Raw genomic sequence first — 16,582 nt, 5'->3', positions numbered from 1 at the left:
TTATAGCATATATGGAAAGGAAACAATGTAAATGGAGGCAATACAAACAATCGAGGAAAAAGATGTAGCAACAGCTATATTTCAATTTATATTCCCGTTTTCTTTTAAAACTGGATATGAACAAAATATGTTCCCTTTCTTACAGAAAAATGATTTCCGCCCTTTTCGACTCGATCATCTTGAAAATGAAAATACATACTACGGAAAGTTTCAAGTTTCACATCAAAATATGGAAGCATACTATCTTTCATTTACAAATAAAATTCTATTTCCTCACTCAGAGCATCAAAAAGGATTACAACGCTATTCTAAAGACCTTAACTTAACTGGACATTTAACAACAAATCTTATTTCCGTTCCCTTCAAGATTCATTCTATTGATGTAACACTTTGCCCTTATGAGCTTGGCTTCTTAACAATTCGGACAGAAGTAGAAACCGCTCCAAACATGACATTATCAGAAGCAATCGAATTCGCCGCCCGCTTCCGTGTACTTGAAACTAAAAATGATACAAACGAGACTATTTGTATTGAATGTAACGGAAAACAATACTCACAAGTGGAAAAACTTATATTCGGTGATTTATTTCACGGTGTAACAGACTTCTTTGAGAAAAAGAGATTGCGGAGCTCTTACTTTCAAACCTTTCCTTTCTTTGAAGACCAAAGAATGTATGTACAAACGTTATTATCTATAAAAGAAGATATGGACCTGAATGAAGTGGATGTTTATCGTACTTCCAGCCTTTCCGGATTAACAGACGATGGTAAGCCCTATATTAGCGCAAATAATGTTCCTTATATTCAAGATTATTTAATAAAACATTCTTATCAAAGATGGGCTCCTAATCGCTACTTTGTTATGGAAGAACATATTTTTACATGTATAACAAATGAAGGTGAGCAAGCAATCGCTAAACTCGCTGGTCAAATGTACGGGGAGTTTTATTACGCTTTATTATTAAACTTATTTCATAAAGTTGTTTTATTAAAGATGGCCAACGCTTATGCCGAGTTAAATATTGAACAAGATACAAATGAAATAGAGAAATTAATTTATTCAATCAATTCATTTACAGCAAATTACTTTTCTTTAGAGTTAGTATCCCAATCACAGAGTGAAGATATTTTCTTCCGCTTAAGAAAACTATTTAATATTCAAGTACTATACTCGAATGCAAAACAAAATCTTGACAGTTTGTTTAAATATCAAGAAAATGTCGCCTCTAAAAAAGATAGTCTTTTATTATTAATTTTAACGCTCTACTCTGTAGTAGGCCAAATGTTAGGGTTTACTATGATCGATCTTTTAAGAAACACCGATTCAAACAAAATCTCGTCGCCACTTGAATTTTTCGCACTTTTAATAGCAATCAGCGGCATCGTCATTTCACTTATTTTAGGCGCGCAAAGTTTATATCAATGGAGTCTACAACATAAACGAAGAAAATCATGGGTAAAACAAACTGTACTTTCTGCTGTGAAAGAGAAAGATGATACTAAATAAAAAACAGATGGTAGCATGATGCTACCATCTGTTTTCAAATATATAAATTCCGCTTATTTCCCTGCTTCGATTTTCTCTAATGTAGCAGCTACTTGTTCTTCAGTTAATTCATTTTGTATTACATAGCGATTACGTGGGCTTACACGACATTCATGAGAACATGCACGTAAATATTTCGCTTCATTTTCTTCAGAACATAAAATCTTCTTATTACATTCTGGATTTGAACAGTTTACATAGCGCTCACAAGGTTCACCTGTAAAGTGGTCTTTACCAACGATAACATGTTCTTTTTGGTTTACTGGTACAGCGATACGCTCATCGAACACGTAACATTGTCCATCCCAAAGCTCACCTTGTACTTCTGGGTCTTTTCCGTACGTTACAATACCGCCGTGAAGCTGACTTACATCCTCATAACCTTCACGAACTAACCAACCAGAAAACTTCTCACAACGAATTCCGCCTGTGCAATATGTTAAAATCTTTTTACCTTCAAGTGTTTCTTTGTTTTCTCTAATCCAATCTGGTAATTCACGGAATGATTCAATATCAGGTTTAATCGCACCTTTAAAGTGTCCTAAATCAAACTCATAATCATTTCGTGCATCAATGATAACTGTATCTTCTTGTTTCATTGCCTCATAGAATTCTGTTGGCTCTAAATATTTACCAGTTATTTCTTTCGGATTAATGTCGTCTTCTAGACGAAGTGTAACTAACTCTGGACGAGGGCGTACGTGCATTTTCTTAAATGCATGTTCATCTGCCTCATCAATTTTAAAAACGATTCCAGCAAAACGTGGATCATTGTTCATTGCTTCCATGTATTTCTCTGTTTGCTCAACAGTTCCAGAACAAGTTCCATTAATTCCTTCTGTCGCTACAAGAATTCTTCCTTTTAACTCAAGTGATTTACAAAATTCTAAATGCTCTGCCGCGAATTCTTCTGGGTTTTCAATTGTTGTGTACATGTAATATAGTAATACTCTATATGGTTTTGTAGTTGCCAATGTATTTCTACCACCTATCTAATTTTTAAAATCATGTATAAGTTAACGTTCATATCAAAACATATATAATAAGAAAATGAATCCCATTTTCTTTTCTTTATACTATTTTCTATCAGTTAACAAAAATAAAAAACAAGATTACACACCAAAACACTATGGTTATGTTGCAATCCCAATATATTATATATCATACAAATGCAATTCCATCAATTAATATGCTATATTATCGGCTTTATGTTCACATAAATTTCAAAAATAGCCCTTTAATTCATTATGTTTCCCCACGTCATCACACCATAAACTCCCAATTTTTTATAACACCACACCATCCATTGCATTAAGGCATATAATTTGCACTAAGGAAACATTTATGTTCAAATATAAATATCATCCAATACATTTAAATGTATTGAAATAAACAATAAGAATACTTACAATAATTTCATCAAGTTAACATTTCAAAGGGGAAAACTACTATGAATAAAGATATAACAAAAGATGAACAAGTCCCTTCACAAAGTACAACTGTTCAATCAGCACACTTAGCTTTAAGTGGAGAAACGAAAGGTTGGAAAAGACTATTACCGTTTTTAGGACCCGCTTTTATCGCGTCAGTTGCTTATATTGACCCTGGTAACTTTGCTACAAATATCGCAGCTGGTTCACAATATGGATATTTACTATTATGGGTTATATTCGCTTCTAACTTAATGGCAGTATTAATTCAAACTTTATCAGCTAAATTAGGAATAGCTACGGGAAATAATTTACCTGAAATAGCTCGCGAACACTTTCCAAAGCCTGTGTCTATTGGTTTATGGATTCAAGGTGAACTCGTTATTATGGCTACAGATTTAGCTGAATTTATCGGGGCAGCACTCGGATTGTATTTATTATTTGGAATTCCGATGTTACCAGCTGCTTTAATTACAGCAGTCGGATCATTTATTATTCTCGAGTTTCAACGCAGAGGATTTCGCCCACTAGAAGCTATTATTACAGGGATGATTTTTATCGTAGTAATAGCATTTGGGATTCAAGTTTTTTATGCAAAACCAGAATTAAGTCCTCTTCTTTCAGGACTATTTATTCCAAAATTCCAAGGTGTCGACAGTATATTACTTGCAGCAGGTATATTAGGTGCAACAGTTATGCCACATGCAATCTATTTACATTCTGCATTAACACAACGCCGCGTAGTCGGAACAACTGATGAACAAAAGAAAAAGATTTTCCGTTTCGAGTTTATCGATATTATTATTGCAATGGTTATCGCTGGAGCAATTAATGCGAGTATGTTAATTGTTGCTGCTGCACTATTCTTTAAAAATGGCTTACATGTCGAAGACCTTGATGTTGCTTTTAACCAGTTCAGTACTTTAGTCGGTCCTGTATCAGCTGCGTTATTTGGGATTGGGCTCTTATCAGCAGGACTATCTAGCTCTTCTGTCGGTACAATGTCAGGGGACATTATTATGCAAGGTTTCATTCGAATGCATATTCCGTTATACTTACGCCGCTTTATTACAATGATTCCACCATTAGTTATTATCGCTTTAGGTGTAAATCCAACTTACGCTTTAGTCATGAGCCAAGTCGTCTTATCATTCGGTATTGCTTTTGCATTAGTACCACTTATCATGTTTACAAGCAGTAAAAAAATTATGGGTGCACTCGTTAACCACCGCATAACAACCTTTATCGCTTGGATTATCGCTGCACTTGTTATCATTTTAAATATTTTCTTACTGTATCAAACATTTGTAGGGTAATGAGAAAAGGTATTCCAATAAAACTGGAATACCTTTTTTCATTACCACTTATGTATGTACCTCTTTCTGGCATTATCGTACCTTTTTCAGTTCGAAAGTAAAGTGGTAATCCTTCCGAAAGAAATATGCTCACCTTGGATGGATCCTGCCTTTGATGATGAATATGTAAATGCGGCTCACTTGAACTTCCTGAGTTACCAACTTGAGCAAGTACCTCTCCTTCATTTACATGTTGGCCTTCCCTCACTTTAATTGATCCTTTTTTTAAATGGGCAAGAATCAAAAATGTCCCTGATTCATCTAGTCGCAAATAAATATGATTCCCCGCCATTGACTCAAAATTATCCGATCCTGGAACTACATCTTTTTCATCGTTATTGATTGATACAACTGTTCCAGAAGCTGGTGCCATTACTTTCGCTCCATATATTCCATAATCCTCTAACTTACTACTTTTCACTTCAGCAGGCGGAATAAGAATATCATATGCCCATCGTTCATTTGGTTTTATAACATGATAGTTCGTTTCTAATCGATCACCACCCCAGCCCACTAGTGCTCTTTCATTTAAGGGAAAACGAACGACTATTTTAGGGCTCATAGACTGTACATCTGCTGGATAAGCAACTCTCCCTATGTTAGCAAACCACCCTAAAGGCCAAGCTCCGATTATAGAGAAAAGAACGATGGAGAGTAGTATTCTATCTATTTGCTTTCTGAAAATGCCTTCCCACACAAATAGTAATACTGCCCCTATCAAAATAACGATTGATACTAAACTAAAAGCTTGTATACTCCACCAAACAATAACTGATATAACACCATTAGCTAAATAAACTACACTCCAACTTGCAATTAGCAAAGCAATTAAAATTACTAATACATATTTCTTCCACATGTTGTATCCCCACTCTCCTATCCTTGTACTACATAATAAGAAGTGAAAATTACGACATACAAAAGAAATACTTACGACTTTCTTACATTTCTTTATAATGCGGTAAAACGATAGTAAAAACAGTTTCTTTCTCGTTACTGCACACAGTGATATCCCCTTTATGAAGCTCTGCTATACTTCTCGCAATTGCAAGTCCCATTCCTTTTCCACCCGTATGAGAGCTACGTGATTTTTCACCGCGATAAAACTTCTCAAAAACGTAAGGAAGGTTCTCATCCGGAATACATTGTCCAAAATTTTTAATTTCTATTTCAGCATTCATGTCTCTTTTAGAAACTTGAATTAAAATATCCTTTCCGTCTTTCCCGTACATAATACTATTACTAATTACATTTTCGAATAGCCTCACCATAAGCGCTACATCTATTTCCACATGTAACTCCTTATCACCATTAATACAAAAGCTCATATCGGCATCATCTAGTTGTGGTACAAAATCAATCATGATTTGTTCAATGAACGCTTTCATATTTACTACACTTTTATGTAATTCAATCTCCCTATAATTTATTTGACAATATTCTAATAAATCATCTACTTGATTTTTTAATTCATAACTTTTTCGCTTTAATATACTTACATACTGTTCACATTCTTCTCTATTTGAATGAAGCTGATTTCCTAACAGGTCCGCGTAACCGATTAGAGATGTTACAGGTGTTCGTAAGTCATGAGAAATATTACTAATCATTTCATTTTTCATTTCCTGCGATTTTTTTTCATTTTCAATAGACTCTTTTAGACTTTTCGCCATTCTATTAACATTCGTTGCTAATTCACCAATCTCGTCATTTTTTGAAATAGGTATATGTATTTCCAAATTACCATTACTTATTTCTTTCACGTTCTTATTTATTTCAGATAACCTTTTCATCATTGTCTTTGTCATGAATGCAAAGTATATTGTAGTAAAAATTAAAAAAGCTATTAAATATAAAAATGAATATTTTTCCTCTAATGCAGTAACATGACTATATATATTTCCAATTAATATTTGAAACATTATTATACTTACCGTTGCTAGTAAGATGCTACATACGAATGCGATAAAAAACTTAGCTCTAATGCCTTGTAATGATTTAATCTTCAATTTTATATCCGACTCCCCAAACATTTTGAATAAACTTCGGCTCTTTTGGACTCTCTTCAATTTTATTTCTTAATCTTGCAATATGAACCATTACTGTATTATTACTTTCATAGGCTCTTTCTTTCCAAACGCTCTCATATATTTCTTCAATAGTGAACACACGATTCTTTGCAGCGGCCATTAAGTACAAAATATCATATTCAGTTTTCGTAAGATTAATCGTTTCCCCATATAACACTACTGTTCTAGACACTTCATCTATTTCTAAACCTCTAATATTTATTTTCTTTTCTATTACTTGGACAGCATTTTGATTGAAATATGTATACCTTCTTAATTGAGCTTTCACTCTTGCTATAAATTCAATTGTACTAAACGGCTTCACAATATAATCATCTGCCCCGGTACTAAATCCAATTACTTTATCTACATCTGATGATTTCGCGCTTAAGAACATAATTGGTAAACTATGTTTCTCTCTAATCCTTCTACACAATTCTATTCCATCCATTTGTGGCATCATAATATCCAAAATAGCAAGTTGAATACTGTTATTATTTATTATTTCTAAAGCCTCTTCCCCATTATGAGCACTAAAAACTTTAAAACCTTCTTGCATTAAATTTGCGTTAACAAATCGAACAATATCTTGATCATCATCTACCATTAAAATTGAGTTTTTCACCATATACAACCCTCTTTTTGAAATATATTCCACAATCAATTTTATCACAAATCAAAACCATACTTCTCTCTTGAATAATCTTTATTTTCAGATTAAATTATATAATAACAACACATTCTAGTTTCAGAAGAAATGGAGTGAAAGCATGTTTCCTATATTAAAAACCGCCCGACTCATTTTACGAGAACTTACTGAAGAAGATGCACCGAGTATACTACAATGCTTTTCTAATACTAAGGTACTGCGCTATTATGGCCAAAAACCATTACAAGATGTTGATCAAGTAAAACAAATCATTCATAACTTTAAGCTCAGTTACAATGCAAGAAGCGGTATAAAATGGGGAATCGAATTAAAAGACAAGAAAGAACTCATTGGAACAATCGGGTTTCATGATTGGTCTTCTGAGCATAAACGAGCCAATATAAGTTATGCCTTTCTTCCTGAACACTGGGGAAATGGGTATGCTACTGAAGCTGTTTCTGAGGTTATATCATACGGTTTCCATACCATTCATTTAAAGCGTATCGGGGCAATTGTATTTCTTGAAAATGAGGCTTCCAATAAAGTGCTATTAAAATTAGGTTTTGAAAAAGAAGGAATTCTAAAAAATTATATGTATCAAGATGATATTCCATATGACACGAATTTTTATGCTTTATTAAAATGAGTTTAATAGAAATTATACGTAAAAACTCGTTTCAGCATAATGAATCAAGATAGTGGATTTTTAACGAAAGATGGGAAACCGAGCGTTTTTCATTTCTTAGATCATCATACGACTGATGCGAAGTACAATAAATTATATAATCTAAAAAGGGGCATGGGCATATTCCTACTCATGTCCCTTTTTTTACGTTCTTTTTCTGTTTTCGCAATACTTTTGGAATGTATAAACAGAAAGGTTTGCTTTCCATGTAATCTCCCATCATTGCATATGCTCTAGAACGAGGTCCCCACAAACATATCGAAACCCACAAACTAAACTTTTTAAAAGTTTTCAATATCATTACTTCTTTTCTAAAACCATAAAGAACGTACTATCCGGTAGCACAACCGCATTCCCAGACTCATCTGTAAACTCGATTTTCTCGCTAAGATGTTGTGTATATCCATCCTGTAAATAATTCATAGCTTGAACGATGTTTACTTTATCTCCAAAGATACCCTTTACGAAATCCTTATAGTCGTTTGGCGTAAAGATTCCAAACTGCTCTTGCACCTCGTGAACGAAGGAATCCTCGCCCCATGTATACGTATATAAGAACTCCATCGCATCATTAACAGGCATTTTGACTGTATTGTCTGCAAGTACCTCATACTGGATTATACGCCCCTTAAATTCATGAACATACTGCTCTAAGAACTTCATTCCGCCTGCATCTTTAAAACGAATCAACCGCATTAACCTTTTATCTTCGGTCATGATGCCATCACGAATGATAATACGGCCTCCTGGCTTTAACACCTCGTAAGCACTCTGTAGCCCCTTTTTAATTACTTCATGATTGAATTTCTTACCTTCATACTCGATATAAGAGAACAGTTCATGAAGGATAGAAGAATATACAATCGTATCAACCGATTCTTTATCAAACGAGCTACCTAAGTTGATTGCATCCCCTTTAATGACGTCCCAAGAACGACCTTCGTCCTGTTTCTTCTTTTTTAACGTATCAATCACATTTTCGGAAATATCGATACCGTAGATTCGTTTATCCTCAGTCTCTTCTTCAATCATGTCTAGCATGACACCACCACCGGCTCCGACATCTACAATCGTATCTCCCTTTATATAATCAAGAATAATTCGTTTATCGTCAGCCGAACTATTCATATGCTCCAGATACACTTCTTCGTTATGGAATCTATCATATGCATCCTTTCGTAACCCGAAGAAATCAAAGAGCAGTACATTTGCCCGAGCATGCATCATGTCTATCTTTTCTGCCTCTACACAGAAGGTAATTAACGCCTCACCTACAGCAGAAAACTGAAACGACACATACGCAGTTTTCATATCTTCATCAACTTTAACCTCAAAAGAAACATGCGTTGTATTCGGCTTCTCATTCTCACGGTACTCCCGTAGGTACTTCTCAATAACCCGCTTACGATATACGTTGTCCTTTTTCTCGCCTTTGAAATCATAGTGCAACTGCTGCATCAATTTCTCGAAATGTATATGCTGAACTTTTCTAGTGCCTATCTCATTCTTTAACATAACAAAAACTGTCCAAATATCCTCGAAGCTAAGAGCGTGCATAGACGGTTCTACATACCACAAATCCTTATCAGATAAGAATGTTTGAACGTCTCTCTTCTCGCTCCCCATAATTATATCTTTTTCAAATGCTGACTCCTTATGTTTTGGCGTGAGTCTATGCATACGAGAAGTAAATGGCTCCATATAACCATCAAACAGACCATCAATTGTAATCTTCACATCGTTCTTCACTTCATTCCACAAAGCTTTTGATACGCCCTCAATAATGCATTGGTTAAGATAGTATAGAATCTCCTTTAACCTAACGTCTCCGTATTCTTCTTTATATGTGTTAATTAAATCAACATGAGAGTCCAAACGAGCCTCCCCGCGTATATACTGCCCGATTAATCCATGTGTTCTAATTAAATCTTGAATAAACAAATACTCAGTAGAGTTTAAGTTTGTCTCTACACGTTCAATAAACTGAATATCACTAAAGATATAAGCAGAACCCTCGTTATGTACCAATAGATTAATCCCTTTTTTCTTCCATTGCTCCCGCTGTTTTAAAGATCCTACCTTTGCAAGCTCACTATACGTTAGTACCTTTTCAATAATACGATATGCTTCTTCATCTAAAGACAGTCCATCTAACACTTGCAGCGTACGGTGTACATAGTACAACACTGCATCTGTTTTTAATGCACCAAGTACTTGTACATTCTCATAGTTTTGATGTATCTCCTCTGCCTCAATTAGATGCTTTAACCACATAGGGATTGCAACAGAAATCCCTTCAATGTATGTATTTAGAACTTCAATGCTTTTCAACGTGTTTCCCCCTATATATAATCAATATCTGTAGTAAGGTCTAGGACACCTTCTCCAATAAGAGCATCACCCTATGTTCCTCCCCCTAAATACTATTACTTGCTTTTTACCACCTACATCTCTTTCGAATAAAAATGCATAAAACCCAGTCTTTTTATCATGTAAAAGAGAGGTATAAATTCCGTTACTAACATGCCAAAGTTATAACATTTTCTTTTGTTCATCTCTTATTTTAACTTCATGAGGGATTTCGGAAGATCACCTCTTAAATTGATAAACATATGTTGTGACAGAATCAACTGAAAACGGAAACGGCAAGCGGGTGCATTCCCCTTGCCGTTTTTTCATAGCTTAGTATGTATTTGAATTTCTTTTGCTTTCTCTTTTTCACCCTTCACGCGTACAATTAAATCATATGATCCGGATTTTGGAGCTTCAAAAGAAAGCAAACCTTCTTTTTGAGAAGTGATTTCTTCTTCATAAATAACCTTATCATCTTTTGTAACTTGCAATAAAATCGTACCTTCTTCAACGGCTGCTTCATAAGGGATTTCCACATTTCCTTTTTCAGCTTTTAGCGTTTGTACATCGTAATACCCTTGCAGGGAACCAATTTTCAAAGTCGTTTCGCCATTTTTTTGAACCTTTGTAACTTGTGTTGCTGTATTGCACGCGCTTAACAATACAACAAGAGTGAGGATCATAAATAAACGTAGTGATTTCATAGAAATTCTCCTTTTTTATGTATATGAATTAAAATTCTAACTCTAAATTTTGTAACATCTTATTTCCCACCCCTTAAAATAGCTGTTTTTATAATAAAATAAGTAATAGAAAATAATAAACAAGTACCCATTGTACCAAAAACTGCAACTGAGATGTTACCTGCTAATGTTTCATTTGGATCTAATGCATTAGGTAAAATTGTACCAAAAATTGCAATGCAGGCTAATACAACCATAAAATATTTAAATCTTTTTACTTTCTTATTCATACTAATTATCCCCTTTATTCCTTAACATTAACTTCTAAACCACATCCCCATAAACCTACACCAGGACCTAATTAATGGTACATGGAATTTGACTCTGCTTTTTCTAGCTTCAAAAGATCCCCTGAGATTCCCAAATTAATATCCCCCAAGTATTATACATACCAATTCATTCATATAGAAAAAGCCCCGTTCAAATCAAACACTTAAGCCCCCTATTTTTTATAATACTCAAATAATTATAAACAAACATCTCTATCAATTCATCTCAATACCTCAATTACCTTTTAAGTATATCAATGACAAAATATATAATCTAATAATATTTTTTATATAATTAAAAACAAACATAGTTACAACAAGAGATTGTTTGTATGCTGATTTGTACTGTATTCCCTTATTCCATGCACTCTTAAAAAAACCTTACTTTTTAAAAAAGTAAGGTTTTTTGTATTTATTCATTAGCGATATAAGCATTCTTATAAGTATAAACACCACCAAATTGATGCTTTTCAATTCCCTTTACGTAATCCTTTTGTACATATGCTGAACCAATATGATACAGCGGTGCTACAGCTGCATCTTCTAATAATACCTGCTCAGCTTCTAGCAATGCTCCCCATCGTTTCTCTGGTTCTAGTACAAAATCAGTTTTCGCTTTCTTTATTAATTCATCGAAACGAGAATTAGAGTAATTCATTTTATTATTCTGATTATCCGTCGTAAATAGCTCTAAGTAACTAATTGGGTCTTTATAGTCAGGTCCCCAATTTGCCATAGTTATATCGTAATCACCTGTTTGTTCTAACTGTAATTTTTGCTTAAATGGCTGTTGTTTAATTTGTATCGTTAATCCATGCAAATTCTTTTCTAAATCACCTTTTATATATTCTGCCATACGTTTTGCATTATCTTGTTCAAACGTTAAAAACTCGAAGTTTATTTGCTCTACTCCAAGCTCTTTTTTCGCTTCTTCCCAAATCTTTTTCGCATTTTGCAAATCATATGAAGAAAGATCTCCGTTTTCTTTTCTAAAATCTTTGCCAGTCTCTTCATTTATATGACCAACTGGTACAAGTCCGCTTGCAGGTTTTGCCCCGTTATTAATAAAGTGAGCAACGAAATCTTCTTTATTTAACGCTAATGAAATAGATTGACGCACTTTCTTATTTGCTAACGCATTATTTTTTTCATTAAAACGTAGCATAGCAATTCCAGGATCGCTCGACATATGTAATTCCTTATTCCCTTTATACTTGTCTACAAATTGAGAATTAATAGGCACTCGATCCAAATTACCAGCTTCGTATAAATTAACAGCCGTCATTGTATCCTTTACAATTTGAAAGTTTATCTCGTCTAATTTCACTTTCTTTTCATCCCAATATGTAGCATTCTTCTTTAATTGAAACTCTTGTTCATGCTTCCATTTTTCTAATACAAATGGGCCATTATATATGAGATTACTAGATTCCAATGCATAATTCTTTCCTTGTTCTTTCAAAAATGATTCATGCTGTGGTAAGTATATAGGTAGTGCTAACAACTGTAAAAAATAAGGAATTGGCTGTTCTAGTTCAACCTCTAACTTATAATCATTTATAACCGTAACCCCAAGTTCATCAAGAGGCATCGTTCCCTTATTGATCTCTTTCGCATTTTTCACATAAAAGAGCATGGACGCATATTGAGACGCTGTTTCAGGGGTAATTGCACGTTTCCATGCAAACATAAAATCATTTGCTGTTACATTGTCACCATTTGACCATTTTGCATCTTTACGCAAATCAAATGTATATTTTTTACCATCTTCACTTCTTTTAAACGATTTTGCTACCGCTGGAATAGGCTGATCTTGATCATCTAATACATACAACCCTTCAAATATGTTTTGCATAATGTGTGCTGATGTACCATCCATCGTTTTCGCAGTATCAAGAGAAGGAATTTCTTCTGATACCGTTACATTTAATACTTGTTTTTTTGCCTCTGTGTCACTTTTATTCGCTTTATTATTACAAGCTGTTAATAATAAAGATGTAACAAGTGCCATTACCATTAAATGGCTCTTTTTTCGCTTCATGAGTTGTTCTCCTTAAAAATATAATATTGTAAAACGTTATATATTATAGCAGAAATACTACCAGAAAGATGCGACATTCTTTTGAATATTTATTCGTTCAAGCGAAAAGCTAACATTTTAAAAAGGATAGCTAAAGATTGAATGTATACTCTGCACTATTCGCTCAATTGTTTATAAAAAATCTCCTATTGTATACCTCCCTTTTCGCTTTAACTTTTCTTCTGTTTCATATAAATTCCCATAATTAACTTAATAGGTGTATAGGGTACAGTTTGGTTGGGATATCTTCGTATCTCCATTCAGCAATGCCGCTTTGTTTTTTGGAATCCAGGTCAAGTTATACACTTAAGGATTTTGTAAGAATCAAGTAAGAAAAACGAGAACTTTGTTTCGTATAGTCAAAATATAAATTGAAGGAAGAAAGAGAGGTTAGGAGTTGCTAGAGCGATTACGACGAAACCAGAACTGTTGGTTTTACATGAACATATCAATGGTTTAGACGTTTTTACAACAGAACCTGAATTATCATACCTGTTTTTTACCATCACATTTTGGAGGTTAAAACATGAATAAAAAAAAGAAAATACAAAAATCAGTACTTTCCTTTACCCTACTCTTTTCTTTAGGTATTTCATCTTTTCCGCTTACAACAACAGCTATTCACGCAGATACACGTGAGAAACAACCTGTAGAAAAGAAACGAGTCTCTTTAACGGAGCGTACATCATTATTTCTTGAATATCTCCAGCAAGGCAAGTATGCAGAAGCACTTCAGTTAACGTCTGCTGCTTTTCAATCCAAGTTTACAGCAAACACATTACAAAACTGGTGGAAACAAAGTGGTTGGAGTGGGATAAAAAGCATGGGAACCCCCGTGATAAAAGAACGAAACTTAGTCCATCAGACGGTGGAAATTCCAGGAACTACCCAAGGAACTACCATACCGTTACTCCTTAAATTCACACCTGGCGGGAAAGTAGATGAAGTTGTGGTAAGGACGCCCTCGGAATCTTATATTATCCCGCATCCTAGCTATGATCAACCTGCTTCCTATCAAGAACGTGAAATCGTCATTGGAAGTTCTACCTATCCGTTACCAGCCACATTAACGGTTCCGAAACATAAGCCTGGTGAAAAGGTGCCCGTAGTGGTTCTTGTTCATGGTGCTGGCATCCATGATCGCGATAGTACATATCTGGGGACAAAAATCTTACGAGACCTTGCGGTGGGCCTTTCGTCCAACGGAATTGCAGTGTTGCGCTATGAAAAACGCACCTTAGAACACGCGTTAAAGATGAGTGCAGAACCTGTTACGTTAGACCGTGATACTACAGATGATGCCATATATGCAGCAAAATCAGCAGCGCAGCAGGAAGGCATTGATTCAAATAATATTTTCATTCTTGGACATAGCCTAGGAGCTGGCACAATGCCACGTATACTGAGCAAAGCGCCTTCCTCACTTGTCCGAGGAAGTATCTTACTCGCACCACCTGCACGCTCATTGACTGACATTGCCATTGATCAGAATCAATACCTTGGAGCGCCAATGGAAGTAATCGATGAACTAAAAAGACAGATCGCTTTTATCCAGGATCCTGCTTTCAATCCTGACAATCCTCCAGCTGACTACAATTTTGGATCGCCTCATTTTATGTATGATGTTTCTAGGTGGCGTCCAGTTGAAGTGGCAAAATCACGAAAGGAGCCTTTACTGATTCTACAAGGGGCACGCGACTATCAAGTAACAGTAAAAAATGAATATACAAAATGGCAGGAAGGACTTTCAAACCGCAAGAATGTTCAGTTCAAAAAATACCCGAAATTGAATCATTTCTTCACGGAGGGTGATGGGGAATTAAGTCTTCCTAGTGAATACGAAATCCCTGCTAATGTTCCCGAGTACGTCATCCAGGACATTATTACATGGGTCAATGAGACAAAAAAATAAGAAAACATCAAAACCCTTCATGCAATCATTATTGCTTGAAGGGTTTTTTGAAACTAGTGATTTTATCTAAACCATTCTCTTCTGTTTTATTAATCAACACTGATAAAAAAAGTTCAGACACAAAAATAAGCTGTGGAGAAGATTTTCTCCACAGCCCAAAAATACCTATCTTTGTAAACCTCGTTTAAAACGACTTGCTTCAAATATAATACGCTCTTCATCTAATGTTTTACATTCGCCATTCCAAACGACACGTTTTCCGTTAATAATTACATCGCTTATATCTTTTCCACTAGCAGCATATACAAGGTGTGATAACACTTCATCTGCTGGTTGTAAATGCGGCTTATTAGATGGATCAATTGTAATAAAATCAGCACACTTTCCAATCTCAAGTGATCCTGTTTGTTTCATCCCGATTACTTCGGCAGCTCCTTTAGTCGCAAGTGTAAGAGCTGTTTCAACTGGTAACGCAGTTGCATCTTGATGAATACCTTTTTGTAATAATGTTGCTATACGCATTTCTTCAAACATATCTAAATTGTTGTTAGATGCCACACTATCTGTTGCAATTCCTACTTTCATTCCTGCTTCTAACATCGCTTTTACATTCGCTATACCAGATCCTAGTTTTAAATTACTATTCGGATTATGTGCTACTCGAACATCATGTTCTGCTAAAAATGCACGCTCATTTTCATTTAATACTACACCGTGTGCAATAACTGTTGGGCGTTTAAACAACCCACAGCTTGCCGCATATTCTACTGGACGTTTTCCGTACTGTGCTTCAATATCACGTACTTCACGCTCTGTTTCCGAAAGGTGAATATGAACCATCGTTTGGTTTTCTACTGCAATACGTGCACACTCTTCTAACAGTTCAGTAGAACATGTATATGGACTATGCGGTGCAACCATCGTAGTTAACATACCACTTTCGCTATAGTAACGCTTCACATATTTCTCAGCTTCTTCGATTGCTTTCTTTTCATCCTCTTTCGTTCCGAAGCTAAATAAAGTTCTTGAAACAGCAGCTCGCATCCCGCTCCTTGATACCGTTTCCATAATTGCATCTTGATCTACTCCAATTGGATTAAACATATCAGAGAATGATGTTGTACCACTTTTCACCATCTCAAGTAATCCTAATTCCGTACTAGCGACCGCAAGTTCTGGAGTAAACTGACTTTCAAGTGGCCAAATTCTCGTCTCCAGCCATGGTTGTAATAACATATCATCGCCAATACCTCTTAAGAGACTCATTACAACGTGTGTATGTGTATTTACAAGCCCTGGTAAAACCCACTTTCCTTTCATGTCAATTACTTCATCTACTTCAGAATCATTAGCGAACTCTCCGCTCTTTACATCTATAATTTGATCATTTTCTACAATGATATATCCATTTTCAATCACTTCGTTTTGTTCATTCATCGTTACGATTGTAGCGTTTACATAAGTTGTTTTCAAAAGTATTTCCCCTTTCAAC

The 16,582-nt window shown here is 34.9% G+C and carries 13 protein-coding genes and 1 pseudogene; 4 read left to right on the top strand and 10 right to left on the bottom strand.

Features of this window, described 5'->3' with window-relative positions; translation table 11 throughout:
- Positions 1-31 precede the first annotated feature (31 nt).
- Positions 32-1,507, top strand: coding sequence for a hypothetical protein (locus tag QCI41_RS27900; protein ID WP_353836117.1), 1,476 nt, complete (start codon positions 32-34; stop codon positions 1,505-1,507).
- 53 nt (positions 1,508-1,560) lie between these two features.
- Here QCI41_RS27900 and trhO read toward each other — a convergent pair whose 3' ends face one another.
- Complete coding sequence (trhO, locus tag QCI41_RS27895; RefSeq protein ID WP_353836118.1) at positions 1,561-2,520, bottom strand: oxygen-dependent tRNA uridine(34) hydroxylase TrhO; 960 nt, start codon at positions 2,518-2,520, stop codon at positions 1,561-1,563.
- A gap of 476 nt (positions 2,521-2,996) precedes the next feature.
- Between trhO and QCI41_RS27890 the strand changes: the two genes are divergently transcribed.
- The gene (locus QCI41_RS27890) at positions 2,997-4,292 is read left to right on the top strand and encodes an Nramp family divalent metal transporter (RefSeq protein WP_353836119.1); all 1,296 of its coding nucleotides are present in this window, start codon (positions 2,997-2,999) and stop codon (positions 4,290-4,292) included.
- Here the strand turns inward: QCI41_RS27890 and QCI41_RS27885 are convergent.
- The 3 genes from QCI41_RS27885 to QCI41_RS27875 form a co-directional block, all read right to left on the bottom strand.
- The gene (locus tag QCI41_RS27885; protein ID WP_046959099.1) at positions 4,249-5,190 is read right to left on the bottom strand and encodes a M23 family metallopeptidase; all 942 of its coding nucleotides are present in this window, start codon (positions 5,188-5,190) and stop codon (positions 4,249-4,251) included. The two genes, QCI41_RS27890 and QCI41_RS27885, sit on opposite strands and share 44 nt — an antisense overlap.
- Before the next feature lie 82 nt (positions 5,191-5,272).
- On the bottom strand, positions 5,273-6,340 hold the full coding sequence (locus tag QCI41_RS27880) for a sensor histidine kinase (RefSeq protein WP_353836120.1): 1,068 nt from the start codon (positions 6,338-6,340) through the stop codon (positions 5,273-5,275).
- A complete protein-coding gene (locus QCI41_RS27875; protein ID WP_353836121.1) occupies positions 6,330-7,028 on the bottom strand; it encodes a response regulator transcription factor in 699 nt (232 codons plus the stop codon). The genes QCI41_RS27880 and QCI41_RS27875 overlap by 11 nt, the downstream gene beginning before the upstream one ends.
- A 142-nt stretch (positions 7,029-7,170) precedes the next feature.
- Here QCI41_RS27875 and QCI41_RS27870 point away from each other — a divergent pair, with 142 nt between their 5' ends.
- Complete coding sequence (locus QCI41_RS27870) at positions 7,171-7,695, top strand: GNAT family N-acetyltransferase (protein ID WP_353836122.1); 525 nt, start codon at positions 7,171-7,173, stop codon at positions 7,693-7,695.
- Between the two features lie 169 nt (positions 7,696-7,864).
- On the opposite strand, the pseudogene QCI41_RS27865 reads toward QCI41_RS27870, so the two are convergent.
- From QCI41_RS27865 to QCI41_RS27845, 5 genes and pseudogenes are all read right to left on the bottom strand, one after another.
- Positions 7,865-8,007: pseudogene (locus tag QCI41_RS27865) on the bottom strand (radical SAM/SPASM domain-containing protein); the annotation flags it as partial.
- 27 nt (positions 8,008-8,034) lie between these two features.
- Positions 8,035-10,065: a class I SAM-dependent methyltransferase gene (locus QCI41_RS27860; protein ID WP_353836123.1), complete on the bottom strand. Its 2,031-nt coding sequence runs from the start codon at positions 10,063-10,065 to the stop codon at positions 8,035-8,037.
- 344 nt (positions 10,066-10,409) lie between these two features.
- Positions 10,410-10,790: a BA_1872 family lipoprotein gene (locus tag QCI41_RS27855; protein WP_000838921.1), complete on the bottom strand. Its 381-nt coding sequence runs from the start codon at positions 10,788-10,790 to the stop codon at positions 10,410-10,412.
- Between the two features lie 59 nt (positions 10,791-10,849).
- Positions 10,850-11,059: a hypothetical protein gene (locus QCI41_RS27850; RefSeq protein WP_001036928.1), complete on the bottom strand. Its 210-nt coding sequence runs from the start codon at positions 11,057-11,059 to the stop codon at positions 10,850-10,852.
- A 451-nt stretch (positions 11,060-11,510) separates the two neighbouring features.
- Positions 11,511-13,139: a peptide ABC transporter substrate-binding protein gene (locus tag QCI41_RS27845; protein ID WP_353836124.1), complete on the bottom strand. Its 1,629-nt coding sequence runs from the start codon at positions 13,137-13,139 to the stop codon at positions 11,511-11,513.
- Positions 13,140-13,704: 565 nt separating this feature from the next.
- On the opposite strand from QCI41_RS27845, the gene QCI41_RS27840 reads away from it, so the two are divergent.
- Positions 13,705-15,090 (top strand): alpha/beta hydrolase, encoded by a 1,386-nt coding sequence (locus QCI41_RS27840; protein ID WP_353836125.1) that lies wholly within the window; start codon positions 13,705-13,707, stop codon positions 15,088-15,090.
- 165 nt (positions 15,091-15,255) lie between these two features.
- On the opposite strand, the gene QCI41_RS27835 is transcribed toward QCI41_RS27840, so the two are convergent.
- Positions 15,256-16,581, bottom strand: coding sequence for a bifunctional S-methyl-5'-thioadenosine deaminase/S-adenosylhomocysteine deaminase (locus QCI41_RS27835; protein ID WP_353836126.1), 1,326 nt, complete (start codon positions 16,579-16,581; stop codon positions 15,256-15,258).
- Position 16,582: the final 1 nt, after the last annotated feature.

The sequence above is a fragment of the Bacillus cereus group sp. MG4 genome (assembly GCF_040460055.1).
Classification (GTDB): Bacteria; Bacillota; Bacilli; order Bacillales; family Bacillaceae_G; genus Bacillus_A; species Bacillus_A wiedmannii.
This window is presented reverse-complemented; position numbering and strand designations above follow the sequence as displayed.